Origin of the sequence: Zhengella sedimenti (genome assembly GCF_046506625.1) — a bacterium.
GTDB classification, from domain to species: Bacteria; Pseudomonadota; Alphaproteobacteria; order Rhizobiales; family Rhizobiaceae; genus Zhengella; species Zhengella sedimenti.
On sequence record NZ_JBKFFP010000011.1, the window covers coordinates 1 to 25,612 of the forward strand.

Sequence of the window (25,612 nt, forward strand, 5' to 3'; positions counted from 1 at the left end):
CTCAATCGAGCCCTTCTCGGAAACTCAAGGGCGCAGCCCGCTGTCGCCAGCAGCGCCGCCGCCCTCGTTGTGAGCGGCTTATAGGGTCGGGCAGCCTCGCCTGTCAACGCCCTTTTTTGCGGTTTTTCGCTTTTTCTTTCCGGGGCGCCAAAGTGACGTTGCGGCGCCGCTATTCCCGGCCTCCGATCGCCAGCGAACGGTATTGCGGTTCGATCTCGACGAAGTGAATCCGCAACTCCTGCGGATCGGTCCTGTCGGTCTTCCAGACCATGGAACCGTCGGCCTGCTCCTCGAAGGCACCGCCGCATACCGCGACGATGTCGCCGGGCTTGCCCGGCTCGATCCGGAATTCCATGCCGTAGATGCCGGTGAACTCCACGGCCGGGGATACCAGCGTCAGCGAATAGTCGCGGATCGTGTAAGGCCAGGCAGGCCCATCCCCGCCTATGGCACGAAACAGCGTCAGCACCCTTTTCTCCTGGTCATCGCTCAGGCAGAGACTGGAAACGGGCGGACCTTCTATCCCCAATTGCAGCTTGCCCGGATCGTGGGGGAAAACCGTCAGCCCCTCGACATATTCGCCCAGGATTGGCTTCGCCTCGGCCCGGAACTCGGTGATCTCGCCGGGCTGGAAGGAAACCGGCCACGATCGCGTCACGTTGAGCGCCCATTGCGGGCCGAACCGGGCAAGGATGCCCCTCTCCCGCAAGGTTTCAAGTTTCTCCGGGTCACCGCCTGCCACGCCGGATCGGAAAGGCAGCAGGCCGAGCCCCGCGGACGCCAGATCGTCACTGACCTCCATGCCCCTGAACAGGGCGCTGGTATGCAATTGGCCGGACAGCGGCGCATCGCCGACGGTCGCTTCGACAGCCAGCAGATCGGACCCTTCGAGCGGCCCGAAGGCCGGCGCATTGTCGGAATGCCACACCATGACCGGCTTGAACTGGAAATGGACGTGGCTGGTGACCGGCGCCTTGCCGTAGTTCTCCACCCGCAGGCTTGCGGAAAGCCGTTCCGGCGAGAGCACGTAGCGGCTGGCACGGACTGCCAGGCTTTCATCGCTGCCGATCGCCAGGCCATAGACGCCGACATGCTCGTAGACCGGTCCGTCATAGGCGGCTGCCGGCACGGCGGCGCCAGCGATGAAAACAGCCAGGCCCAGTCCTCTCGCAAAGTTCCTCATCGATTTCCTCCGGCAAGACGAATGATCTTCGTTTCGAGAAAACGCGATCCGTAGCCGCCGCGCCATGACACCGGTCAATACGCCTGCAGAGCCTTCGCATCGCGGCGCGCAGTGCACGTCCCTTCAGTCGTCCTTTCCGGACAGGCCGTTCATGCCGGCGACGAAATCGGCCAGCATGGGTACGAAACGCGCCCCCTCGCCCGCCGCCTCCATCGCCGCGAAACTGTTGCGTACTGCCGATTGCACCGGGTTTACCGCGCCCGTCGCCGTCGCGAGGTTGGACAGGTAGCGCATGTCCTTGTGGGCATTGGTGATGGTGAAGAGGTGGGCCTTCTCGTCGCGGTCCAGCGTCCATTTCATGAACGTCTCGTAGAAACCGTTGGCCATGCGGCCCGGCCGGATCACCGAATCCACCTGTTGCGGCGTCAGGCCCGCCTTGCGCGCCAGCGCCAGCGCCTCCGCATAGAGCGCGGCATAACCCATGGCGATGAAATTGTTGATGAGCTTCATCTTGTGACCGGAACCGACGGGCCCGAGATGGACGATCACGCCCGCCCAGCACTCCAGCACCGGCCGGATGCGGGCGAAGGTTTCCTCGTCGGCACCGACCATCGTGTCGAGCGTGCCGGCTTCGGCCTCTTTCGGCGTGCGGCTGAGCGGCGCGTCGGCGAAGGCGATGCCCGCGGCGGCACAGTCTCCGGCGAGGGCCAGCGTGCTGACCGGATCGGAGGTCGAGCAGTCGATGACCGTCAATCCGGCATGCGCGCCGGCAAGGATTCCGTCCTCCCCGCGCATCACGCTTTCCACCTGGGGACTGCCCGAGACGCAGATGTGGACGATGTCGCAGCGCAAGGCGAGGTCTTTTGCCGTCTTCGCTTCCTCTGCGCCGCGCGCGACCAGGTCGTCGACGGGCGCCCGATTGCGATGGCCCATGATGACAAGGGGATAGCCCTTCTCGACGATGTTCTTGGCCATGCCGTGCCCCATGAGGCCGACGCCGATGAATCCGATGACGGGTTTTGCCATGTTGCTCCTCCTCCATGCGCGTCCGGGACAATGACCGCGGGGCCACGACCTGTAAAGTATTGGCGCGAAAGGAAGGCCCTGAAACGCGAAACCCGGCACGGGGCCGGGTTCGTCGGGTGATGGTGCGGTCGAGAAGACTCGAACTTCCACGGGTTGCCCCACAGCGACCTCAACGCTGCGCGTCTACCAATTCCGCCACGACCGCACGTCACGAAAGGGCCGGCAGAACCGGCAGGCGGCGATGTAGCAAATCGCCCATGGCCTTACAAGTGCGAAAGCGCGCTTTTTGTCGACCCCGGTCGCGACGGTCCCGGTCTTGCCGCGAAAGCCGCCAAGCGCGATATAGAAGGCCAAGTCCACACGGGAAGACCACCATGAACGAACGCGCCGCCCTTGCCTCCGGATTCCAGCCCGCTCCGGGGTCTGCGCCGGTGGAATGGCGCATCGAGCCCGGCCTGACCGATTACGAGACCGCGCTGGCCTTCATGGAAGCCCGAGCCGAAGCGATTCGCGCCGGCAAGGCAGGCGAGATGGTCTGGCTGGTTGAACATCCGCCGCTCTACACGGCCGGCACCTCCGCGCGCGCCTCGGATCTCCTCGCACCGAACAGGTTTCCGGTTTTCCCGGCCGGGCGCGGCGGCGAATACACCTATCACGGCCCCGGCCAGCGCGTGGCCTATGTCATGCTCGACCTGAAGCGCAGGCGGGAGGACGTTCGCGCCTTCGTCGCCGCGCTGGAGGACTGGATCATCGCCACACTGGCCCGCTTTAACATTCGCGGCGAACGGCGCGAGGACCGGGTCGGAGTCTGGGTGATGCGGCCCGAAAAACCCGCTTTGCCGGATGGGAGTCCGGCGGAGGACAAGATCGCCGCCATCGGCATCCGCCTGCGCAAATGGGTCAGCTTCCACGGCATCGCCATCAATGTGGAGCCGGAACTTGAACACTTTTCCGGCATCGTGCCCTGCGGCATCTCGGGCCACGGCGTGACGAGCCTTGTCGATCTGGGACTTCCGGTTACCATGGACGACCTCGACATCGCGCTGAAAGCCGCTTTCGAGGATGTGTTCGGTCCCGCCGCCCCGGCCTGAGCAGCGGGCGCGTTGCGGGAGAAACCCGCGCCGGAGGACAGGACCATGGCAAGGCAACCGCTACTGACCGTCACGTTGGCCGTACTGGCCGGCCTTGCGATTTCCCCGCCTCGCGCCCACGCCCAGCAGGCAGCCGACGCCATTCAGCCGGAAGTCTCCTCCGCGCCGGCATTGGCGCAGCCGGCCGAACCGGTGCGCGGGTCCGGCCCCATGGTTGCCGCTGCCAATCCGCTTGCCGCGCGCGCCGGCATGGATGTGCTGAAGGCCGGCGGTTCGGCCGTCGATGCGATGATCGCGGTCCAGACCGTGCTGGGCCTCGTCGAGCCTCAATCGTCGGGCATGGGCGGCGGCGCCTTCCTGGTTCACTACGATTCGCAAACCGGAAGCCTGACGACGATAGACGGGCGCGAGACCGCCCCCTCGGCAGCCACGGCCGACCTGTTCCGGATGCCGGATGGCAAGCCGATGGACTTTTTCGATGCCGTGGTCGGCGGTCGCTCGGTCGGCGTTCCCGGTGTCGTGCGCCTGATGGAGATGGCCCACGCGAAATTCGGCAAGCGGCCCTGGGCAGACAACTTTGCCGCCGCCATCGACCTTGCCGAAGAGGGCTTTGCCGTCTCCCCGCGGCTGGCGGCGCTGATCGCCGCCGACAGGCACAGGCTGGAAGCCCAGCCATCCACCCGCGCCTATTTCCTTGACCGGAATGGGGAACCGCTGCAGGCCGGGGCGATCCTGCGCAACCACGATTATGCCGAAAGCCTGCGCGCCATAGCCCAGGCCGGCGCCCGCGCCTTCTATGAAGAGGCGATCGCCGACCGGATTGTCGATGCCGTGCGGCTTCATGCGGCCAATCCCGGCCTGCTGACGGTCGACGACATGAAGGCCTACCGCGCCATCGAGCGCCCGGCTGTCTGTGTCGCCTATCGCGGCCACGATGTCTGCGGCATGGGCCCGCCCTCGTCCGGCGCGCTGACCGTCGGCCAGATCCTCGGCCTGCTGGAGCCCTTCGACATGGCAGGGCTCGGTCCCGACGATCCGCAAGGCTGGCGCCTGATCGGCGATGCGACCCGCCTCGCCTTCGCCGACCGCGGCCGCTACATGGCCGACAGCGACTTTGTCTCCATGCCGAAGGGGCTGTTGAACGAGCAGTACCTGCGGGAGCGCTCGACCCTTTTGCGCCGCGACACGGCCCTGCCGGCTGAGGACGTGACGCCGGGCGAACCGCCATGGGACAAGGCCGAACGGCGCGACAGCGGCATCGACCTGCCGGTTCCCTCCACGAGCCACTTCGTGATCGTGGATGCGCAGGGCAACATCGTGTCCATGACGTCCTCCATCGAGAACGGGTTCGGCGCGCGTCTCATGGCTGCGGGTTTCCTGCTCAACAACCAGTTGACCGACTTCTCCTTCCTGCCCGAGACCGGCGACGGCCAGACGGTTGCCAACCGGGTGGAGCCCGGCAAGCGGCCGCGTTCATCCATGTCGCCCACCATCATCCTGAAGGACGGAAAGCCGGCCTACGCCATCGGTTCGCCAGGCGGCAGCCGCATCATTCCCTATGTTGCAAAGACGATCATCGCGTTGATCGACTGGCGGATGAACATCCAGCAGGCCGTGGCATTGCCGCATCTGACCAACCGTTTCGGCCCCTATGACCTGGAGGCGGGAACCGCTGCCGAAGGCCTGGCCGATGACCTGAAGGCGCTTGGCTTCGACGTTTCGGTGCGTGACCTCAATTCCGGCCTGCACGGAATTGCCTTCACGGCCCAGGGCGTGGAAGGCGGCGCCGACCCGCGCCGGGAAGGCGTGGCGCTGGCGGACTGAAAACTCCTTCCATCATTGCGCCGTTTTTTCCTGCGAGCGCTTCGCGGCGAAAAAAGCAGGAAACGGAACGGCGGGCGATGCAGACGGCCTTGATCATCATGACGCTGCTGGGTTGCGACGATACCGCGACCCGGTGCCACTATATCGAAACGGTGCCGCAGCGCTTCGAGACCGTGGCGGCTTGCGACGCGGCCACCGAAGCGCAGCTGACCCGTATCGAATCCCCAGATTATCCGGTGATCGTCGCCACCTGCCAGGCGCCGGCGCGCGATGATCCGCCAGTTGCTGCCGGCGATGGCGCTCGCGAAGCCCCCGCGATGATCCTCGTCGAGGCCGGCCGCGTTGTTGATCCGCCGCGCCCGAAGGCCGATGTGGGGTCTGTTCCTCCTGACGGCGAAACCGTAACCGGGGGCGAGCCGGCGCTGACCGCGCGCGCCCTTGCGGCCATCCGCGCCGCCCTGCCCGAGCGGCAAACCATTGCCGGCCTGGCGCAACAGCCGGTGCACATCGTCACGGATACCTATGCCTGGGCCGTTCGCAGGGTCAGCCGCTGACGGGTCCCCGGCTTTTGCGTATCAGAAGAAGACCTGCATGGCCCACACAACGCCGCTGCCGTGAACGGCGATGGCTGCGGCAAGTCCACAGGCAATCAGTACCGTCTGACGGCCGGTGATCGGCTTCATCGCCGCGCGCGGCTTCACCCCGGTATTGGCAGTCATCATGCTGAGCAGGGCCATGACGGCGCAGCCCGTGAGAAGGGCTTGCACCGACAGCCCGCCAAGCCAGCCGAACCCGGCCACGGCAAGCAGCACCGTCATCGACGCCAGCAGCCGACCCGGTCCTCGCTCCGGCGTGATCTGGCGCAGCACCTGCCCGCCATCGAATTTCCAGACCGGCACCAGGTTTGCCAGGTTGAAGAAAGCTGCGCAGGCGGCAAGCGCACCGAGAAACGCGGCCAGGCTGCCCTGGCCGGCAGCGCCGGCGAGTTCATGGCCAAGGATGGCCACCGGCACGAGCAGGGCCGAGAAACCGGCACCCATCAGAGCGACAAACGCGATTTCATGACGCGAATCATAGGGACGCCCGCCAATGGCGACGCCGCCCAGCAGGGGAATGAAGATCATGCGCGCGGAACGGTGTCCCATCAGACGGAACGCGGCGATATGGCCGAGTTCATGGAGGGCGATGGCAAGGGTCAGGGCAAGAGCCAGCAGGAAGCCGGTGGCGGTCAGGCCGAAGACGGGCCACAGGATGAGCGCCGACAGCCCGGCCATGGCGCTTTGCGTCAGCGGATGCTCGAACAGGCCGCCCGGCCGGTGGACGCCGGTTTCCGCCCAGGTCTTCAGCTTGACCAGTTCCCGGCGTGCCGCGAACCAGCGGAAGACAAGGAAGGCCGCGCCGCGATAGCGGTCCGTCCGTGTGACCGACACCCGCACCGCGCCGTCCGGCAGGTCCGTGAGCCGCACCAGGCTTTGCCAATGGGTCCAGAAGGAAGCATCCAGCGAACTGTCCTCCAGGACACGCTCGCGAAAGGCGAGGCCGGGCTTGAGCGTTTCCACGGCGACCCGGCGCCGGATCGGCTGGTTGTCCCGCCCGACCCACGACAGGGAAATCTCGCCGGTTTCGCCTCCCGCGTCCGGTGCCGCTGCAATGATCTGTCCCGACCAGCCGGCATGCGCGCCGAACGGATGCAGGGCGTCCCAAAGCCTGGCGCGGGGTGCGCGAATCACCTTTGAAAGGGTGAACTGCCTTGTCCCCAGCGGCGCTGCCATGGCAGCGAAGATGATGGCCAGGTTCAGGGCCGCGAACAGGATCAGCGCCATGTTTGTTTCCGCTCCGTCCCCCTGGAAAGCCGGGCGCGCAGTTTCGTCGCACCAACCTTAGGGAAGCATGAACGCGCGCCGGCCGGTCGCATTACGGTGAATCCGCTATTAAGCGGCCGGTGCTTGTTCAGAAATGCTCGCCCGGCTTGAATGGGCCGACCCGCATGCCCGCCGCGACGAGATAGGCTGTAGACCAGCCGATCAGCAGGAAACCGTTGACGCCTTCGAGCGCGGTGAAAAGCCGCCATTCCTCATGCGGCAGCACGTCGCCGTAGCCCAGCGTGGAAAAGGTCACCGTCGAGAAGTAGAGCGCCGTGGCGAAGTCATCGAAACTGCCGGTCAGGACGAAGGCCGCTGCCCAGACCCAGACCTCCACGGTCATGATGGCGAACAGGCCGAAGACCACCGTGATCATCGCCAGCACCCGCGAGCGGCGGCCATTCATGCGGAATTGGGCCGTCATCCAGGCCATGACCCGCGTCACCGCGATGAGCCCGAAGGTATGGATGACCACGGTAAGCGCGATCACGATGGTTCCCGCCACCAGGTTCTGCAGCATTGCCTCGCCTTCCCCGTTCGAGTCGCCGGCACTATAAACCGTCACGCCCGTTCCCGGCAGGCGCGCAGGACCGGTCCGCCACGAATTTCTACACAACACATGTCTATGGTTGAAAGCGCTCCGGTTTCCTGAAAATGTGCCGCCGACATTTTCAGAAAATCTCCGGAGGACACCGATATGAAAACCCGTGCCGCTGTAGCCGTTGCCGCTGGCAAGCCGCTGGAAATCATGGAGGTCGACCTGGAAGGTCCCCGCGCCGGCGAGGTCCTGATCGAGGTGATGGCGACGGGCATCTGCCACACCGACGAGTTCACCCTGTCGGGCGCCGATCCGGAAGGCATCTTTCCCGCCATCCTCGGCCATGAGGGCGCGGGCGTTGTGGTCGATGTCGGTCCGGGCGTCACCAGCGTGAAGAAGGGCGACCACGTCATTCCGCTCTACACGCCGGAATGCCGCGCCTGCCCGTCCTGCCTGTCGCAGAAAACCAACCTGTGCACCGCGATTCGCGCCACCCAGGGCCAGGGTTTGATGCCCGATGGTACGTCGCGCTTTTCCATCGGCGGGGAGAAGCTGTTCCACTACATGGGTTGCTCCACCTTCTCGAACTTCACGGTCCTGCCCGAGATCGCCGTGGCCAAGGTCCATCCCGACGCGCCCTTCGACAAGATCTGCTACATCGGCTGCGGCGTGACCACCGGCATCGGCGCTGTCATCAACACTGCAAAGGTGGAAATCGGCGCCACGGCTGCCGTCTTCGGTCTCGGCGGCATCGGCCTGAACGTCATCCAGGGCCTGCGGCTGGCCGGCGCCGACATGATCATCGGCGTCGACATCAACAACGACAAGAAGCAATGGGGCGAGAAATTCGGCATGACCCATTTCGTCAATCCGGCGGAAGTGGACGACGTGGTCGCCGAGATCGTCAACATGACCAAGCGCGGTGCCGACACGATCGGCGGCGCGGATTACACCTTCGACTGCACCGGCAATGTCAAGGTCATGCGCCAGGCGCTGGAATGCGCCCATCGCGGCTGGGGCGAGAGCGTCATCATCGGCGTCGCCGGCGCCGGCCAGGAGATTTCCACCCGCCCGTTCCAGCTGGTGACAGGGCGCACCTGGAAGGGCACCGCCTTCGGCGGCGCGCGCGGCCGCACCGACGTTCCCAAGATCGTCGACTGGTACATGGAAGGCAAGATCCAGATCGACCCGATGATCACCCACACGCTGACGCTGGACGAAATCAACAAGGGCTTCGACCTGATGCATGCCGGCGAGAGCATCCGCTCGGTGGTGGTCTACTGACCGGCGCCATGCCCGCGATCTTCGTCGATGCGGACGCCTGCCCGGTGAAGGCGGAAATCGTGAAGGTGGCCGAGCGCCTCGATGTGCCGGTCACCTTCGTCGCCAATTCGGGCCTGCGCCCGTCGCGCGACCCGTTGATCCGCAATGTCGTGGTCTCGGGCGCCTTCGATGCCGCCGACGACTGGATCGTCGACAATGCCGCGGCCAATGACGTTGCCGTCACAGCCGATGTGCCCCTGGCCGCGCGCCTTGTGGAAAAGGGCGTTCACGTGCTGGGTCCGAGCGGCCGGCCCTTCACGCCCGAGACCATCGGCATGGCGGTGGCCATGCGCAACCTGAAGCAGGACCTGCGCGAGGCCGGCGAGATCAAGGGCTACAATCCCGGCTTCACGGCCAGGGACCGGTCCGCCTTTCTTCAGGCGCTCGACCGGACAGTCCGCCACGCGCTGAAGGCCGTCCCGTGATCCGGACAGGCAGGCCGGGCGGCAGCCGCGCGCTCGTATGAAATCCTTTACTGAACAGGAACATCCATGAAAATCCTATCGCAGAACAAGTCCCATGGCGGCATGCAGGGCGTCTATTCGCACGAGTCCGAAACCTGCGCGTGCGAGATGACCTTCGCCGTCTTCGTGCCGCCGCAGGCCGCCGAAGGCCCCTGCCCTGTCGTCTGGTACCTGTCCGGCCTGACATGCACCCATGCCAATGTCATCGAGAAGGGCGAATATCGCAGGAAGGCCGCCGAACTCGGCCTGATCGTCGTCTGCCCGGATACCAGTCCGCGCGGCGGCGACGTGCCCAACGAGGCGACGAACTGGCAGTTCGGCTCGGGCGCGGGTTTCTACCTCGACGCCACGCAAGCGCCCTGGAACACCCACTACAACATGTATTCCTATGTGACGCGTGAGCTGCCGGCCCTCATCGCGGAGCATTTCCCCGCCGACATGGCCCGCCAGTCGATCTTCGGTCACTCCATGGGCGGCCATGGCGCCATGACCATCGCCCTGAAGCATCCGGACCGGTTCAGGGCCTGCTCCGCCTTCGCGCCCATCGTCGAGCCGTCGACGGCGGACTGGTCCTCCGGCGCCTTCATGAAGTATCTCGGCGCGGACAAGGCTTCTTGGCGCGCCTATGACGCCTGCGCGCTGGTTGCCGACGGCGCCCGCTTTCCCGAATTCCTGATCGACCAGGGCACGGCGGACGGCTTCCTGGACGAAGGCTTGCGGCCATGGCTTTTCGAGAGCGCCGTGAAGGATACCGGCATCGATTTGACCTTGCGCATGCAGGAAGGCTACGATCACTCCTACTTCTTCATCTCGTCCTTCATGGATGACCATCTGGAGTGGCACGCGGCGCGGCTGTATTAGTCCTTGCCGCGAACAGGACGGACGTATCGGCTGTCTTTTGCCACTCTGCTCACGATCACGACCTGAAGCGGAAACCAAAAGGAGTACGATCATGTCTGAACCGGGGGACACCCTTCCGGCCATTCCGGCATTTGACGACACGGGGACGATCTATGCCGGCGAGGCCGACATGGACACGATGGGCGGACGCATGTCGCGCGCCCGCGAGGCCGCCGGCATGACGCCGCAGCAACTCGCCCGGCGGATCGGCGTCAAGACGGCAACCATCCTTGCCTGGGAGAGCGACCGCTCCGAACCGCGCGCCAACCGGCTGACGACGCTTGCCGGCGTGCTCAATGTCGGACTGGCCTGGCTCATCCACGGCATCGGCGATGCCCCGGCGACGAGCAGCGAGGAGGATTTCGCCCGCACCGTCTCTGGCCACCTGGCCCGCATGAAGCGGCTGCACGATGAAACCGGCGCGGTCATCAAGCGCCTGGAAGCCGAGATCGCCCGCTTCAACCGCATGATCTGACCCGAACGCCAAACGGCCGGGGCGGCTCGACGCCGCCCCGCTGGTTTGCCATGCCGCCCGGCGGTTCCGGTCAGGCCACGCGATCGAGCAGCGGCCTCAGCAGCGGATGAATGTCCGGGCTTTGCTGCCGCAGGAAAGCAAGCAGCGCGGCCTCGTTGCGGTGGATCAGGCCGTCCCGGCCGATGCGCGCGGCCAGCCATTCGGCTTCCACGCCGTTGATGCCCTGCGCCGCTTCGTTTTCAGCGGCAAGCCGTGCGTTGCGCTCCGCATGCCAGGCCTCGATGCCTTCCTCGCGCCGGTAGGCAGAGAGGATGCCGGACAGGCCGCCCGAGACCATGCGGCTGAAGAATTGTCCGATGCCGGCTTCGCCTTCGTCGAGAAACCTTTCCCGGCGCAGCGCTTCCTCGCGCGTCGGCGGCGTGTAGCCCGATGCGCACATCATGTGGTTGGCCAGCGCCTTGACGAACAGGTCGTCCCAGGACGGATGGTTGTCCGCATGGGCAGTTCGGTCGTTGAGGTCGAACAGCACCTCTGCCTCGGCGCGCGAAATGCCGAGGGAGCCCTTGCCGCCTCCGGCATGGAGGATGCGGCGCAGAAGTTCGACTTCCGCCTCCATGATCGAGCCCGGCACCAGCGCCCCGCGCCGGCGGGCCAGAACGCCCTCGCCCTCGATGACGGCGACCGACACCTGCGACAGCGCGAAGGCGGCCAGGCCATCGGGAGCGCTGCGGGCCGTTTCCAGCACCCGGACCAGCAGTTCAAGTTCGCTCGCCGTGTCCACCTTGCCGTCGGTGGAAATCGCCCGGATGAGCCACGCGGCATTGTCATCGGAGACATGGCCTGCCGGCTTTTCCTGGTGAACGAGATAGTCGGTGACCGCCTCGACGAAGAAGTCGGACCATTCGGGACACTTGTCGTCGCAGGATGCATCGAGCGCGAAAAGCGATTCCGCCTCGCCGCGCGAAACGACGCCGTCGCGGAAGACCTCGCGCCGAAGCATCAGCACGTCGTCGGCCACGATCCGCTTGCGGCTGGTCAGCCCGGCGACAGGCGCCCCCAGAACCAGTTCACCCATGTCCGTTCCCCTTTTCCTGCCACCGGTCTTGCGCGCCGGCCCATCAGCTTTTTTCAAGCAGTTCCCAGTTGGCCTCGACCACCGGATCGTCCGGCAAGGCCGCTCGCGCCTCGCTCAAGAGCTTGCGCGCCTTCTTCTTGTCGCCCCTGAGCAGTTGCGAATAGCCCATGTTGTTGACGATGCGCGGCTTGCGCCCGGCAATGCGCAGCAACTGGTCATAGGCGCGATCGGCGAAATCGAACCGCCCGAGCTGGTCATATGAGGCGGCCAGACCCATCCATGCCTCGGAATTGTCGGCACGCAGTTCCACGGCCTTGCGGAAATGCTTCTCGGCCAGCCCGTAGTTGGATTCGATGAAATGCGCCTTGCCCTGCTTCAGGTCGCTCTCCGATATGTCACGCGAAACGCTCAGCGCGGCGGTCTCGGTCGTGTCGATCCTGCCCAGGCTTTCGGCCGAACAGCCAGCCAGCATGAAAACGGCGAAGAATGGCGCGAGTGTCCTGTAACGCATGGCCCTGCCCTTCAGTGCCCGGTTTCCGGGTCGTTCGATGTAGCCACCATAGCAGGAAGCGGTTAAGGCGCCGTGCCGAAACAGGGTCAAATTACCGTTTCCCGTTAAGGACCTGGCAACCCTTGATGAAGCGTCAGTTCATCGTGACAAGCTGGACGATGGCCGGGATCATCGCGACCATGAGGACAACGGGCAGGATGCACATCGTCACCGGCACCGACATCTTGGCGGGCAGCGCATGGGCCTTTTCCTCCGCGCGAAGCATGCGCTTGTGGCGCATCTCGTCGGAAAAGACGCGCAGCGCGCCGGACAGGGACGTGCCGAGTTCCTTCGACTGCTGCAGAAGCGTGGCGAAGGATCGGACTTCCTCGAGGCCGAGCCGGTCGCCCAGCGAACGCAGCGCATCGTTGAGATTGCGTCCGGCCCGCAGTTCGAGCGTCACCAGCTGCAGGTTCATCGCCAGCGCCGGGCATGTCTTCATCATCTCGCGCGACACGCGGTCGATGCCCGCTTCCATGCTCATGCCCGCGTCCGAGCAGACGACCATGAGGTCCATGAAGTCGGGAAAGCCGTTCCGGTATTCGATCATCCGCTGACGCACCTGCAGCGACAGCGCCAATCCCGGAAGGAAATAGCCCGTCAGGCCGAGCGCCAGCACGGGCAACCATTCGTTTGCCGCGATGGTCATGCCGAAACCGAAGGACAGGATGGCGCCCATAATGGCGAAGACCGCGAGAGTGGCAATGCGGGCGAGAAAGAAGAAACCGGTCGCCCTGGGATCCAGGAAGCCAGCCTTGATGAGTTTCAGGCGCAGCCTGGCGACGTTGTCCGGGTCCGTCTTCTGATAGAATTCCTGCGCCTTCTTGACCGCCTTGTCGCGCACGTCGCGGCCCGCCGCCGGACGCGCAGCGGCGGTCTCCTGTGCGGCCGGCGTCTGCGAACCGTCGACGCGCAGACGGCGCTTGACCTCCGAGCGCCCGCCCGCTCCGGCGACCAGCGGCCATGCCATCGCCACGCCACCGGCAAGCAGCAGGATCGCCGCGAGCGGCAGGACCGGAAAGCTGTTGAACATCTCCGCTACCATCGCCCGCGTCCTAGAACCTGAAGTTCGACATCTTGAACATCACGAGATTGCCGAGGATGAGCCAGAAGCCGGCTCCACCCAGCATCCACCAGGTCATCGGCTCCTCGATGACATTGCCGTAATAGCTGGGGTTAAGCCCCAGGATCGCCGCCATCAGCAGCACGGGAAGCGCCGTGAGGATATAGGCCGACATGCGCCCTTCCACCGAGATGGCGCGCACTTTCCGCCGCAGCTTGCCGCGCTCGCGTATCGTGGCCGAAAGCCCGTCGAGAATCTCGCGCAGGTTGCCACCCGTCGTGTTCTGGATGGAGACAGCCGTGACGAACAGCGGCAGATCCTCGTGTCCGACCCGTTCGAACAGCGAAGCCAGCGCCGAGACGAGGTCCGAGCCATAGGTGATCTCGTCGGCGACGATGCCGAACTCCGTCCCGATCGGGTCGGTCATCTCGCGCGCCACCAGCGCGATGGCCACCGGCACCGGATGACCGGCCTTCAGGCTTCGCGTGATCAGTTCGAGTGCTTCCGGCAATTGCACGCCAAAGGCCTTGTGACGGCGCTTGCGCAGGGTGCGCAACACGAAAACCGGCAGGATCAGCGCAATGCCCGACGCAATCGCGATCGCCAGACCCCGTCCGGTCCCGAACCAGACCGCGGCGGCGCCCGCGCCAAGCCCGATGAGCGCGCACAGGAGGAAGAGGTGCGACAGCGCCATCGTCATGCCCGACTGGGAACGCAGGCGGCGCAACCATGCGAGCGACAGCAGCGATGCTGCCCCGCCCTGGTCACCGCGCTCCTTGCGCAATTGCAGGAGCACGTCCTTCTGGCTCAGACGTGCGCCCTCGCGCAGCTTCAGGCGCCGGTTGATGGCCGTGCGCCGGTCCGCCTGTCCCGCATACAGCAGATACAGCGCTTCCGCGACGAGAATGCCGGCCAGCCCCGCCGCCGCATAGATGACCCAGACGGTGTCGATCTGAGGGATCATCGTCATTGGTCCTGCGGGCGGCCCGGCTCGAAGTAGTCGGACGGAAATTCGATTCCGATGGCCTTCAGGTCGTCGAGGAACCGCGGACGGATGCCGGTGGCCTCGAAATGGCCGAGCACTTCATGGTTCGGCCCCATGCCGGTGCGCACGAACCGGAAGATGTCCTGCATCTGGATGACATCGCCCTCCAGCCCTGTAACCTCGGACACCGCCGTGACCTTGCGCTTGCCGTCGGAAAGGCGGGTCAGCTGGACGATGATGTCGAGGGCGCTGGCGATCTGCGACCGGATCGACTGGACGGTCATCGGCATCCCCGTCATGCCGAGCATCTGCTCGAGGCGCGATATCGCGTCGCGCGGGGTGTTGGCGTGGATGGTCGCCATGGAGCCTTCATGCCCTGTGTTCATGGCCTGAAGCATGTCAAAGGCCTCTTCGCCGCGGCACTCGCCCAGGATCACCCGGTCCGGGCGCATGCGCAGGGCGTTCTTCACCAGGTCGCGCTGCTTCAGTTCGCCATGGCCTTCCACATTGGCTGGCCGCGTTTCCATGCGCGCCACATGCGGCTGCTGCAATTGCAGTTCGGCGGCGTCCTCGATGGTGATCAGGCGTTCGTCCTCTGGAATGAAGGCGGACAATGCATTGAGCATCGTCGTCTTGCCCGTTCCGGTGCCGCCGGAAATGATGGTCGTCTTGCGCGCGTGCACGGCCGCGGCCAGCACTTCCGCCATGGGCTGGGTGATCGCGCCAAATTCGACGAGGCGCTGCAGGCTCAGCTTGTTCTTGGAGAACTTGCGGATCGAGACCAGCGGCCCGTCCACGCCGATCGGCCGGATCGCCGCGTTGAAGCGCGAACCGTCCATCATGCGTGCATCGACCAGCGGATGGCTTTCGTCCACCCGGCGTCCGACGGCGGAGACGATCTTCTGGATGATGCGAAGCAGGTGGGCCTCGTCCTTGAACGGGACATGCACCTTTCGCAGCTTGCCGCCCTTTTCCACGAAGCAGTTCTCGTGGCCGTTGATCAGGATGTCGGCGATTTCCGGGTCGTTCATCAGCGGCTGCAGCGGTCCGAGGCCGACCATTTCATCGACGATGTCGCTGACCAGGGCATCCAGTTCCACAACGTTGATCGCCAGCCGCTCCGCCTTGGCCTTTTCCTGCACGAAGGCATGCACCTGCTGGCGCATCTCCTCCTTGGGCAGCTTTTCCAGCGCGACGAGGTTGATCTCGTCGATGAGCATGCGGTGCAGGCGCACGCGGGCATCCACCACGCGGTCGCTCGGCCTTGCGGCAGGCTCGGCCGGTTCCGTTGATGGTGCGCCCCGCCCCTTCAGAAGGCTTTCGACGGTCCCGGTCGTCTCGCCGGCATGGCCCTGTTGCTGCGTCTCGCGCACATCGCGCTGACGCAATGCCGAAAAGCGGCTTCCGCCCATCACCCTGCCTCCCTCTGCCTGCCGGTTCCGCGCATCGGTGTTCACGCCCTCCTCAGCAGACCACGGCCCAGGCCGGAAAACAGGCCTTTCGGCTTGGACACCACCACCTCCGCTTCCTCGGGCAGGATGATGCGCTTGAGGTCCTGGATGACGTTGGCATCCGGATCGATGTCCTGGAGCGGGACACCCCGGTCGACCGCTTCACGCACCAGCCGGTAATTGTTGGAGATTCCGCCGGCGAAGTGCTCGCCCAGGATCTCCTCCACGTCCGCCTGCTTGATCCCGTTCTCGAACATGCGCTGCTCGAAGCGGTTGACGATCACCCGAGGCTTCACCTCCTTGCCGCAATGCTCGTAGATCGCGCCGATCAGCCTTTGCGTGTGGCGCAGGCAGGGCACGGTCAGTTCGCTGACGACGAATAGGTCGTTGGAACCCAGCAGGACCGTTTCGGTCCAGGGGAACCATGTGCGCGGCAGGTCGATGACGACATTGTCGAAATAGGCCGAGACGAGGTCGAGCATCCGTACCACGACATCGGTATTGAAGGTGCGCATTTCGGTCGGCGCCGTCGGCGCGGCCAGCACGCAAAGCCCGCTGGAATGCTTGGACAGCATCACGTCGAGCAATTGCCGGTCCAGCCGTTCGGGCTGGTTCTCGATTTCCGAAATGTCGAAGCGCGGCTCCAGGTCCAGGTATTCCGCGCAGGAGCCCTGCTGGAAGTTGAGGTCGACGACACAGGTCGCCGCACCGCGCGTGGCGGAGGTATGCAACTGGAAAGCCGTCTGCAGGACCAGCGTCGTGGTGCCCACGCCGCCGGCCGCCGGCATGAAGGTCGAGATCTGCGCCTCCGCCTGCTCCTCGCGGCCCGGCCCCTGCAGCGCACGGATGCACGAACGCACCAGGTCGGTCGTCGTCACCGGCTTGGTGAGGAAATCGGCCACCTGCAACTGCACCAGGATGCGAACGGCTGCGGCGTTGAACTGCTGCGTGACGACCACCACCGGCACGGTCCCCTCCAGCCGCCGCTTCACGCGCTGGAGCGATTCCACCTCCTCCAGCCGTGACGCATCCATGTCGATGATGGCGGCGGCGCAATCGGCATCCTGTATCTCGCCACGAAGTTCGGAGACGGTCTTTTCGATCACGACGAGATGGATGTTCTCGGACGAGGCGAAGGCGGTGCGAACCGTCTGGATGAAATCCGCGTCCCGCGTCACCAGACCGACCCGCTTGTTGTTCGTTCCCTTGGCGCTCATTGTCGCTCCTGCCAGTCTTTTCATGCAGGCACTGCGGGGGTCTCACCCGCGTCCGTGCCTCAAAATCCCGTGGTGTTCGGCGCGTTGACCATCGACACCGGCGGCGCCTTCGGCTTTCCGTCCTCGCCTGTCCCGCGCTCGGCCGGCGTTTCCAGGTCCGTATCCTCGATACTGGCCGGCCACGGGTCGACCATCTGCATCACGGTGTTGGCGGCGATGGCGTTGCCCGCATAGCTGCTCACGCCCTCGTTGCGCTGGTGGGCCTCGTGGGTGCAGCCGGACAGCGCCAGCACACCGGCGGCAAGCATGAATTTCGTTGCAATGGCCATGACACGCCTCACTCGCTGTCCGGAAGATCGAGGAAATGACCGGCGCGGGGAACGGGCGCCCGGCCCTCGCCGGTCTTCGCGATGTTGATCCTCGACGTCTTCATCGTGTCGACATTGCCGAGGAAGAAGTCGGCCGTGCTCATCGGCTGTTCCGCGTCCAGCGGGGTCACCACCTTCTTCGTCGGATCGATCGGCTTGACGAGATGGGGGGTCACGATGATCACCAGGTCCGTCTCCCGACGCTGATAGGCCTTGGACGAAAAGAGCTGGCCGAGCACCGGCAGCTTGCCCAGCCCCGGCACGCGGTCGGAGGTCGACATGTTCTCGCTCTGCAGCAGGCCCGCCAGCATGAAGGACTGGCCGCTCTTCAGGTCCACCGAGGTGCTCGCACGCCGCACCACGAAACCCGGAATGGCGATGTCGCCGATACGGTAGGAGTTGGAGGTGTCGACGGAGGAAACCTCTGGCGCGATGTCGAGGCTGATGAGGCCGTCCTCGAGCACGGTCGGTGTGAATTCCAGGCTGACGCCGAATTTCTTGAACTCGACCGTCACCGTGTCGTTGTCGCTGGCGACGGGAATGGGAAATTCGCCGCCGGCCAGGAAGCTGGCCTTCTGGCCGGACCGGGCGATCAGGTTCGGCTCGGCGAGGCGGCGCGCCATGCCGCGGTCCTCCAGCGCCTTGATCGCAAGGTCGATCCCGAGCCCGCCCGAGGCATAGGCGCCGATAATGTCCACCGCCGAAGCCCCGCTCGTGCGCGCCGTGTTGCCGTTGAAGCTGATAACGCCCGCCGGTCCGACATAGGTGACCCCGATCTGGGCGCCAAGTTCCTGGCCGATATTGCGGTTCATCTCGACGAAACGGACATTGAGCTGAACCTGCTGCGAGGAGGTGAGCGTGACCGAGTTGATCACCTCTTCCTCGCCGGAAAACCGCTTGGCAACCTTCTGCGCCTTTTCGGCCTGCACGGCATCGCGGGCCTTGCCCGACAGCACCACCCGGCCATTGGCCGTGTCCACCCTGATGTCCGAACCCGGCGCCACGTCGCGGATGCTGCGTGCCAGCCCGTCCGTATCGAGCGTCACCTCGATGTCCACCGAGCCGACAAGATTGCGATTGCTGTCGAACAGCGCGATGCCGGTCGTCCCGAGATTGTTGCCGAGGACATAGAAGGATGTATCCGTCAGCGGATTGACATTGGCGATGTCCGGATCGCCGATCACGATCTCGTAGAAGGCCGCATTGGTGCGGATTGTCTGCGGCTTGCCCTTGGCCACCTTCACCTTGGCGGTGGAACCGGCCTTGATCTGGATGACCTGGGCCTGGGAGCGTGCATGGGCATCTGTCGCAAGGGTGGCGCCAAGACCTGCGAGAAATCCCGCGGCAACGAGCGCAGCGGCAAACAGGCGCGCCGACAAGGCCTTTCGGCCTCTCCGCCTCATCTGCTTTTCGTTCAATCCGTCCATGGTCGTCCCCTCATCCGGTCCCGTGCCGGCCTGCCCCTTCATTCGCGGCCCCGTCAGGGCCTGGTGTCCCCGTCCCCGCCACTCGACGGGACGTTGTAGACTTCCGCCTGCATCCCGCGTGTGACCTTGACTTCGATGAGTTCCGCGGGCTGCGCTTCGCCCTCGCCCGCCGTGATGGCCGGCAGCCCGGACGAGATCAGGCCGGTCAGCGACGAAAGCGTTGCGCTGTCCGTTGCACCGCCATCCTTTTCCGCCGCCGCAAGCAGCGACAGCGAGACCTGCCCGACGGAACGCGCGAGCGCGATGCGGCGCGCGTCCGAAGGCGTCACCTCCAGCGTGACCGTGCGCGAACCCGGCGTTCCGCCGCCCTCGGCACCGGCGTTCAGGACGCGTGCGCCCGAGACCACCGTTTCGGTGATCATCTCGGCGCCGTTGATCCGGCCGGATTCCTCCGCCCCGATCGAGCGGGCGACCACCGAACCGCCATTGCGCGTCAGCACGACATCGACCCGGTCCCCCGGTGTCAGGAAGCCGCCGACGCCGGTGATCTCGTCAGCCGCGATGGTGACCGCCTGCATGCCCGGCGTCAGCCTGTTGGAAAGCGTGGCGCGGCCATTGGGACCGGAGAGCTTGGGCAGAAGAACCGGTTCGTTCGCCTCGATCGGCGACAGCACCACACGGCTTCCATCGGCCAGCACATCGTCCACGCTTGAATAGGCCCCCTCGGGCAGCGCATCCTTCGGCCACGGGATTTCCGTCATCGCAGCGGCATCCAGCGCGGAGCCATAGGCAAGCGGCTGGCGGGCGACCACGATGGAGCCGAATTCGACCCTCGGCTCGGTCTCGGGGAGCACGGCCACGGGCTGCGGCTGGCGCGCTTCGGCGGCGTTCTCCAGCCACATGTTCGCCGCGAAGATCGAAAGCGATCCGAAGATGGCGGCGATGCCCAGCATGGGCACGATTTTCTTGTTCATCCCCTGCCCCCTGCAGCCGGAGTTTTTATTCATTAGCTGCACAACTATCAGACATTCCTAAAAAATATCGGAATCGGCGGGTAGGATTTGATTCAACATGTCACGAAACACGCGGGGGAAGGCTTGCCCCCCGGTCGCGCCAAGGGCGCGAAATGTGCCATGATCGCCAGTGATTCGATTTTTCCTCTCCGGGACACCGATGGACGACAGCAACGACCTCTTCTCGACCCTGAAGGATCATCAGGCCGCGCCTGAACCGCGCGCGTCAGAACCCATGGCGGAGCGTCGCGCGGCGCGCCAGGCGGATTCGGGCGAGACCTATTCGGCATCCGACATCGAGGTGCTGGAAGGCCTGGAACCGGTGCGCCGGCGCCCCGGCATGTATATCGGCGGTACCGACGACAAGGCGTATCACCACCTTTTCGCCGAGGTGATCGACAATTCCATGGACGAGGCGGTTGCCGGCCACGCCACCTTCATCGACGTCGAACTGGATGCCGGCGGCTTCCTGACAGTCACCGACAACGGCCGCGGCATCCCGGTCGATCCCCACCCCAAGTTCAAGGACAAGTCCGCCCTCGAGGTCATCATGACCACGCTGCATGCCGGCGGAAAGTTCGATTCCAAGGTCTACGAAACGTCCGGCGGCCTGCATGGCGTCGGCGTTTCGGTCGTCAACGCGCTCTCCGACAGCCTGGAAGTGGAAGTGGCGCGCGGCCGCAGGCTCTACCGGCAGCGCTTCTCACGCGGCCACCCCCAGGGCGGGCTGGAAGAACTGGGAGAGGTGCACAACCGGCGCGGAACCAAGGTGCGGTTCCACCCCGATCCCGAAATTTTCGGCAAGGCGGCACAATTCGATCCCGCACGCCTCTTCAAGATGGCCCGTTCCAAGGCCTATCTTTTCGGCGGTGTCGAAATCCGCTGGACCTGCGCACCGGAACTGATCGACCCCAAGTCCGGCGTCGAGCCGAAGGCCACCTTCCATTTTCCCGGCGGCCTCAAGGACTACCTGGAGGCCAGCCTCGGCAAGGAACACCAGGTCACACGCGAGGTCTTCGCGGGCAAGAGCGAGAAGCAGAGCGGCCATGGCTCGGTGGAATGGGCCGTGACCTGGTATGGCGGCGACGGTTTCGTCAATTCCTACTGCAACACCGTGCCCACGCCGGAGGGCGGAACCCACGAAGCCGGTTTCCGCACAGCGCTGACCAAGGGCCTGAAGGCCTATGCCGAACTGACCGGCGTCAAGCGCGCCTCCATCATCAGCAATGACGACGTGATGATCTCGGCCGCCGGCATGTTGTCGGTCTTCATCCGCGAGCCCGAATTCGTCGGCCAGACCAAGGACAAGCTGGCGACCGCCGAGGCCCATCGCATTGTCGAGAACGCCATTCGCGACGCCTTCGACCATTGGCTGGCGGCCAGTCCGCAACAGGCCTCCAACCTGCTCGACTGGGTGATCCAGCGCGCCGACGAGCGCATGCGCCGCCGCCAGGAAAAGGAAGTCAGCCGCAAGTCCGCCGTGCGCAAGCTGCGCCTGCCGGGCAAGCTGGCCGACTGCACGCAGAACGCCGCCGCAGGCGCGGAACTCTTCATCGTCGAGGGCGACTCGGCCGGCGGTTCCGCCAAGCAGGCCCGCGACCGCGCCACCCAGGCTGTCCTGCCGCTGCGTGGCAAGATCCTCAATGTCGCCAGCGCAGGGCGCGACAAGCTCGCCGGCTCCCAGCTGATCCAGGATCTCGTCCAGGCGCTGGGTTGCGGGACGCGTTCGAAATATCGCGAGGATGACCTGCGTTACGACCGCGTGATCATCATGACGGACGCCGATGTCGACGGCGCGCATATCGCATCGCTGCTGATCACCTTCTTCTACCAGGAAATGCCGGACCTCATCCGCAACGGCCACCTCTTCATGGCCGTGCCGCCGCTCTACAAGCTGACCCAGGGCGGCAAGACCATGTATGCCCGCGACGACGCCCACAAGGACGAACTCCTGAAGACGGAGTTCTCTGGCCGCTCCAAGGTCGAGATCGGACGGTTCAAGGGCCTGGGCGAGATGATGGCAAGCCAGCTCAAGGAAACCACGATGGACCCGCGCAAGCGTACGCTTCTGCGCGTTGAAATGATCTCCGACGCCGAGATCACGAAGACAGCCGTGGACGATCTCATGGGCACGAGGGCGGAAGCCCGTTTCCGCTTCATCCAGGACAATGCGGCCTTCGCCGACGCGGAGATGCTCGACGTCTGATCCCGTCGCTGCGGTGCTGGATCACGCGGCCGCGATGGCGAGCGCGTGACCGCGGGCGTTGAGCCGCAACTGGTCGAGGTGGATCGATCTCAGCAACGCGATCAGGTCGTCATTGCCGGCCTTGGGCGGCACCGTGGCGCCCGGCGTCCCGCCGAGTTCCTTCAGCATCAGCCAGGTCACTTCCTGAACGCCCGTGACCCGTTTGCCCAGCGCCACCTCGCGCCAGACGCCGAGCGCCCGCAGGATCACCGCATGCGATGCCTCGGCCAGGCCGCATTCCCGGAAAAGCGCCTGCAGGGCGTTGTCGCGGCCATGGCTGAGCAGGCCTGAAATGCGCTTCTCCGTCTGGCCGGAAAGCGAGACCAGGATGGCGCCGAAGAAATCGATCTTGCCATGGGCGACAGCGCGCACGATGAATCCGGTCGTCAGTTCGCCCTTGAGGCGGAGGTGTTCCACCAGGGCCGGCGTCTCATGCGCGGGCGTGTTCTCGATCAGGCTGATGGAGGCCTTGGTGCAGGCGTCCTTGACAAGCCGCGCGGCACGGGCCTGCCCGATCAGTCCCTTGACCAGCGGCGAGGCCGAGAGTGCCTCGCCCACCTTGACCAGCAGGTGATGACGGACATGGGCCGGAAGTGCGGGATGGGCGAGCAACGCCTTGCGCACCCCGGCCTCGTGGCCGAGACGCTCGGCGATGCGGGCCAGCGATATGGCCGCAATCTGCGCGCCGTCATTGCCGAGCAGTTCGATCACCGCTTCGCTTTCGCCGATCTCCGCCAGCACCGCGCACACGGTCGACGACAACGTGCAGCGCATGGCGATCAGTCTTTGCACCTTGCCGCACCCCTCCGCCGCCCGGTCGATCAGGTCGACGTCGCTGAGCAGAGGCGACCGCACCAGGACGAGCGCGGCGACTTCCGGCTGGTCGGCCGCGAGCGACGCGACCACCTGGGGCGGGGCGGAAGCCGACAGCGACAAGGCTTCGGCCAGGGCAGCGCGAACCTTCGGAGACGGATCGTCGAGCAGCAGCGTCAATGCCGATTCGGCCGCGCACCGATGCTCGAAGCTCATTTCGGAGCGCAGATAGGCCCTTGCCAGCGCGCTGGCCGCCGCCGCCCTCTCCGTCACGTTCGCCGTTTCGATCCACCGCAGGAATTTCTGGACAATCATGGGGCCCCACCGCCACTAGCTCTTTGATTTCCCACGCTAGGGGGAAATGGTTTACGAAGCGTTCACCATGTTTTTCCGGCCCCTTGCCCGCCCCACCATCCCCGGCCTATCAATGTGGCAGCGTAATCAGGGAGGTGATCCATGGCCGGTCTGTGGCTGGAGGAATTCGAGGTCGGGCAGGTCATTCGCCACCCGCTGACGAAATCGGTGACGGAAAGCGACAACATGCTGTTTTCGGTCATGACGCTGAATCCGCAGCCGCTGCACGTCGATTTCGACTTCGCCGCGAAGAGCGAATGGGGCAAGCCGCTGGTCAACTCCCTCTTCACACTGGGCCTGATGATCGGCATTTCCGTACACGACACCACCATGGGCACCACCATCGGCAATCTCGGCATGACCGATACGGTGTTCCCGCATCCGGTCTTTCACGGCGACACGATCCGGGTCGAAACGGAAGTGCGCTCCGTGCGCGAATCGAAGTCGAAGCGTGACCGTGGCGTGGTCGAATTCGAGCACCGCGCCTTCAACCAGGACGGTGTTCTCGTGGCGCGCTGCGTGCGCCAGGCCATGATGCGCAAGCGGCCGACGGAGGCCTGAGACCATGCGTTCGCTTCTTTTCGTACCCGGTGACAGCCAGCGCAAGATGGACAAGGGACTGGCGTCGGCTGCCGACATACTCTTGATCGACCTAGAGGATTCCGTCGCCCTTGCAGCCAAGCCGGATGCCCGGAAACTGACCGCGGACATGCTCGCGGCCAATGGCGGCGCCCATCCCGGCCGCCTCTTCGTGCGCGTCAACGCGCTCGACACCGGCCTCACCGGCGATGACCTCGACGCGGTGATGGCAGCCCGCCCGGCCGGCATCATGCTGCCCAAGTGCAACAGGGCGGCCGATGTCATGGCACTTGATGCGCTGCTGACGGACGCCGAGTCCGCCCATGGCCTTGAAACACGGTCGACGCGCCTCTTGCCGATCATCACCGAGACGGCGATGGCGGTACTGAACGCCCACACCTACGCCGCCTCGCCCCTGCCGCGCCTGGCCGGCATGACATGGGGTGCCGAAGACCTGTCTGCCGACCTTGGCGCCCGCACCAACCGCGATTCGCATGGCGCCTATACGGACGCCTTCCGCCTGGCGCGCACCGTCACGCTGCTGGCCGCCAATGCCGCCGGCACAGCGGCGGTGGACACGGTCTTCCCCGCCTTTTCGGACATGAACGGGTTCGAACGCGAATGCCGCGACGCCGAGCGTGACGGCTTCACTGCCAAGATGGCCATTCATCCGGCCCAGGTGGAGGTGATCAATCGCGTTTTCACGCCATCGCCGGAAGCGGTCGCCGAATCCCGCGCCGTCGTCGGGGCCTTCGAGGCGGCCGGCAATCCCGGCGTGGTTGGAATCGATGGAAAGATGTATGACCGGCCGCACCTGCGCCGCGCCGAGCGCATCCTTGCCCGCGCAAGGGCTGCCGGGATCATCTGATCGCGGCCGCCCCGCCCGGGACAATGCCTAGCGGCATTCGGGCATGGCAAGCAGTTCCAGATCCACCAGCCGCCCCTTGATGCGGAAGTCGCCGTAATCCGTGTCGAAATCGCGGGCAATGCCGCTGTCGTGCAGCTTGAAACCGATCCGGTAGATCGGTGTGGCATCGGTGTCAGGTTGCGGATCGTCGAAATAGGCGATGGATACGGGCCAATAGGGCATGTCCGACAGGGCCGCCGCGGCCGTGGTTTCCTCGTCCCCGGCGGAAGACTCCCTGCGCGAACCGATGATGACGGTCGTCGTGAGCACCTTGTCGGCGCCTTCGGTTCCGTCAAAGATCGTCGTCTCGTAGAAGTGTTCGCCGTTGCGCGCACGTTCCAGCAGGTCGATCATGTGTTCCGCCGGAAACAGCGCCGGGGTCAGCCGCACGGTGCCCTCGTCAGGTTTTTCCAGGTCCACCTTCACGCCATCGGATACGGCGTGCGCGGTGCCCTTCACTTCCTTGTCCAGTTGCTCGTCGACATAAGACTTGGTCACGAAGGTGAAGAGGTCCTGCTCCGGATTCTCGTAGGTGGCCACCTGCTGGTCGATCAGCCGTGCGTTTTCGGCCGTATGGAACTGGGTGACGGAACGGAAACTGACCGTGTAGCCGTCACAGGCAGAGCCGTTGAACTCGTAGACCATGCGCCCGCTGACCCCGGAAATGCCCGACCGTTCCGATGCGTCGATCAGGCTGAGATCGTAAACCGCCCGGTGCGGCGCCAGTTGCGGCGCAGACAGCGCCGGCGTGATCGCGCCTGAGACGACAAGGGCTGCTATCAACGGTGCACGCATCAGTTCATCCTGCTCTTGCGCCACGCTGGCTCACCGTGGCATCTCTTCTTCCATGTGCTGCCACGCTTTGGCATTTTCGTGGCC

The 25,612-nt window shown here is 65.2% G+C and carries 25 protein-coding genes and 1 tRNA gene; 10 read left to right on the forward strand and 16 right to left on the reverse strand.

What is annotated here, in order from left to right; translation table 11 throughout:
- Window positions 1–169: 169 nt before the first annotated feature.
- From ACLB6G_RS19700 to ACLB6G_RS19710, 3 genes are all read right to left on the reverse strand, one after another.
- Entirely contained in the window at window positions 170–1,183 is a 1,014-nt protein-coding gene (locus ACLB6G_RS19700; RefSeq protein ID WP_410357847.1) for a DUF4424 family protein, read from the reverse strand.
- Between the two features lie 123 nt (window positions 1,184–1,306).
- Window positions 1,307–2,209, reverse strand: a complete 903-nt coding sequence (locus ACLB6G_RS19705) for an NAD(P)-dependent oxidoreductase (RefSeq protein WP_410357848.1) — start codon at window positions 2,207–2,209, stop codon at window positions 1,307–1,309.
- A 120-nt stretch (window positions 2,210–2,329) separates the two neighbouring features.
- A tRNA-Leu gene (locus ACLB6G_RS19710) sits at window positions 2,330–2,414 on the reverse strand.
- Window positions 2,415–2,583: 169 nt separating this feature from the next.
- On the opposite strand from ACLB6G_RS19710, the gene lipB reads away from it, so the two are divergent.
- The 3 genes from lipB to ACLB6G_RS19725 all read left to right on the forward strand — a co-directional run bounded on the left by lipB (window position 2,584) and on the right by ACLB6G_RS19725 (window position 5,678).
- Window positions 2,584–3,300: a lipoyl(octanoyl) transferase LipB gene (gene lipB / locus ACLB6G_RS19715; protein WP_410357849.1), complete on the forward strand. Its 717-nt coding sequence runs from the start codon at window positions 2,584–2,586 to the stop codon at window positions 3,298–3,300.
- 45 nt (window positions 3,301–3,345) lie between these two features.
- The gene (gene ggt / locus ACLB6G_RS19720) at window positions 3,346–5,124 is read left to right on the forward strand and encodes a gamma-glutamyltransferase (RefSeq protein WP_410357850.1); all 1,779 of its coding nucleotides are present in this window, start codon (window positions 3,346–3,348) and stop codon (window positions 5,122–5,124) included.
- A gap of 77 nt (window positions 5,125–5,201) precedes the next feature.
- On the forward strand, window positions 5,202–5,678 hold the full coding sequence (locus tag ACLB6G_RS19725; RefSeq protein ID WP_410357851.1) for a hypothetical protein: 477 nt from the start codon (window positions 5,202–5,204) through the stop codon (window positions 5,676–5,678).
- Window positions 5,679–5,699: 21 nt separating this feature from the next.
- Here the strand turns inward: ACLB6G_RS19725 and ACLB6G_RS19730 are convergent, their stop codons facing one another.
- Both ACLB6G_RS19730 and ACLB6G_RS19735 read right to left on the reverse strand, forming a co-directional pair.
- A complete protein-coding gene (locus ACLB6G_RS19730; RefSeq protein WP_410357852.1) occupies window positions 5,700–6,947 on the reverse strand; it encodes a site-2 protease family protein in 1,248 nt (415 codons plus the stop codon).
- Window positions 6,948–7,074: 127 nt separating this feature from the next.
- Window positions 7,075–7,551, reverse strand: a complete 477-nt coding sequence (locus tag ACLB6G_RS19735; RefSeq protein WP_410357853.1) for a potassium channel family protein — start codon at window positions 7,549–7,551, stop codon at window positions 7,075–7,077.
- 132 nt (window positions 7,552–7,683) lie between these two features.
- Between ACLB6G_RS19735 and ACLB6G_RS19740 the strand changes: the two genes are divergently transcribed.
- The 4 genes from ACLB6G_RS19740 (at window position 7,684) to ACLB6G_RS19755 (ending at window position 10,686) form a co-directional block, all read left to right on the forward strand.
- Complete coding sequence (locus tag ACLB6G_RS19740) at window positions 7,684–8,808, forward strand: S-(hydroxymethyl)glutathione dehydrogenase/class III alcohol dehydrogenase (RefSeq protein WP_410357854.1); 1,125 nt, start codon at window positions 7,684–7,686, stop codon at window positions 8,806–8,808.
- 8 nt (window positions 8,809–8,816) lie between these two features.
- Window positions 8,817–9,272, forward strand: coding sequence for a YaiI/YqxD family protein (locus tag ACLB6G_RS19745; RefSeq protein ID WP_410357855.1), 456 nt, complete (start codon window positions 8,817–8,819; stop codon window positions 9,270–9,272).
- A gap of 66 nt (window positions 9,273–9,338) precedes the next feature.
- Complete coding sequence (gene fghA / locus ACLB6G_RS19750; protein WP_410357856.1) at window positions 9,339–10,172, forward strand: S-formylglutathione hydrolase; 834 nt, start codon at window positions 9,339–9,341, stop codon at window positions 10,170–10,172.
- Between the two features lie 91 nt (window positions 10,173–10,263).
- Entirely contained in the window at window positions 10,264–10,686 is a 423-nt protein-coding gene (locus ACLB6G_RS19755) for a helix-turn-helix domain-containing protein (protein WP_410357857.1), read from the forward strand.
- 70 nt (window positions 10,687–10,756) lie between these two features.
- Here ACLB6G_RS19755 and ACLB6G_RS19760 read toward each other — a convergent pair whose 3' ends face one another.
- The 9 genes from ACLB6G_RS19760 to cpaB form a co-directional block, all read right to left on the reverse strand.
- A complete protein-coding gene (locus ACLB6G_RS19760) occupies window positions 10,757–11,761 on the reverse strand; it encodes a hypothetical protein (RefSeq protein ID WP_410357858.1) in 1,005 nt (334 codons plus the stop codon).
- 43 nt (window positions 11,762–11,804) lie between these two features.
- The gene (locus ACLB6G_RS19765) at window positions 11,805–12,233 is read right to left on the reverse strand and encodes a tetratricopeptide repeat protein (protein WP_410357944.1); all 429 of its coding nucleotides are present in this window, start codon (window positions 12,231–12,233) and stop codon (window positions 11,805–11,807) included.
- Window positions 12,234–12,405: 172 nt separating this feature from the next.
- The gene (locus ACLB6G_RS19770) at window positions 12,406–13,356 is read right to left on the reverse strand and encodes a type II secretion system F family protein (RefSeq protein ID WP_410357859.1); all 951 of its coding nucleotides are present in this window, start codon (window positions 13,354–13,356) and stop codon (window positions 12,406–12,408) included.
- Between the two features lie 10 nt (window positions 13,357–13,366).
- Window positions 13,367–14,338, reverse strand: coding sequence for a type II secretion system F family protein (locus ACLB6G_RS19775; protein WP_410357945.1), 972 nt, complete (start codon window positions 14,336–14,338; stop codon window positions 13,367–13,369).
- A 2-nt stretch (window positions 14,339–14,340) separates the two neighbouring features.
- Window positions 14,341–15,771 (reverse strand): CpaF family protein, encoded by a 1,431-nt coding sequence (locus ACLB6G_RS19780; protein ID WP_410357860.1) that lies wholly within the window; start codon window positions 15,769–15,771, stop codon window positions 14,341–14,343.
- Window positions 15,772–15,812: 41 nt separating this feature from the next.
- Entirely contained in the window at window positions 15,813–17,027 is a 1,215-nt protein-coding gene (locus ACLB6G_RS19785) for an AAA family ATPase (protein WP_410357861.1), read from the reverse strand.
- A gap of 59 nt (window positions 17,028–17,086) precedes the next feature.
- Entirely contained in the window at window positions 17,087–17,356 is a 270-nt protein-coding gene (locus tag ACLB6G_RS19790) for a hypothetical protein (protein ID WP_410357862.1), read from the reverse strand.
- Between the two features lie 8 nt (window positions 17,357–17,364).
- A complete protein-coding gene (locus tag ACLB6G_RS19795) occupies window positions 17,365–18,798 on the reverse strand; it encodes a type II and III secretion system protein family protein (RefSeq protein WP_410357946.1) in 1,434 nt (477 codons plus the stop codon).
- A 77-nt stretch (window positions 18,799–18,875) separates the two neighbouring features.
- Window positions 18,876–19,796 carry a Flp pilus assembly protein CpaB gene (gene cpaB, locus ACLB6G_RS19800; RefSeq protein WP_410357863.1) on the reverse strand — a complete coding sequence of 307 codons (921 nt, stop codon included), beginning with the start codon at window positions 19,794–19,796 and terminating at the stop codon, window positions 18,876–18,878.
- A gap of 199 nt (window positions 19,797–19,995) precedes the next feature.
- On the opposite strand from cpaB, the gene parE reads away from it, so the two are divergent.
- Window positions 19,996–22,041, forward strand: a complete 2,046-nt coding sequence (parE, locus tag ACLB6G_RS19805) for a DNA topoisomerase IV subunit B (protein ID WP_410357864.1) — start codon at window positions 19,996–19,998, stop codon at window positions 22,039–22,041.
- A 21-nt stretch (window positions 22,042–22,062) separates the two neighbouring features.
- Here the strand turns inward: parE and ACLB6G_RS19810 are convergent, their stop codons facing one another.
- Complete coding sequence (locus ACLB6G_RS19810; protein ID WP_410357865.1) at window positions 22,063–23,208, reverse strand: DUF2336 domain-containing protein; 1,146 nt, start codon at window positions 23,206–23,208, stop codon at window positions 22,063–22,065.
- Between the two features lie 141 nt (window positions 23,209–23,349).
- Between ACLB6G_RS19810 and ACLB6G_RS19815 the strand changes: the two genes are divergently transcribed.
- Both ACLB6G_RS19815 and ACLB6G_RS19820 read left to right on the forward strand, forming a co-directional pair.
- Window positions 23,350–23,808, forward strand: a complete 459-nt coding sequence (locus ACLB6G_RS19815; RefSeq protein ID WP_410357866.1) for a MaoC family dehydratase — start codon at window positions 23,350–23,352, stop codon at window positions 23,806–23,808.
- Window positions 23,809–23,812: 4 nt separating this feature from the next.
- Window positions 23,813–24,694 (forward strand): HpcH/HpaI aldolase/citrate lyase family protein, encoded by an 882-nt coding sequence (locus ACLB6G_RS19820; protein ID WP_410357867.1) that lies wholly within the window; start codon window positions 23,813–23,815, stop codon window positions 24,692–24,694.
- 27 nt (window positions 24,695–24,721) lie between these two features.
- Here ACLB6G_RS19820 and ACLB6G_RS19825 read toward each other — a convergent pair whose 3' ends face one another.
- The gene (locus ACLB6G_RS19825; RefSeq protein ID WP_410357868.1) at window positions 24,722–25,528 is read right to left on the reverse strand and encodes a cell envelope integrity EipB family protein; all 807 of its coding nucleotides are present in this window, start codon (window positions 25,526–25,528) and stop codon (window positions 24,722–24,724) included.
- Window positions 25,529–25,612: the final 84 nt, after the last annotated feature.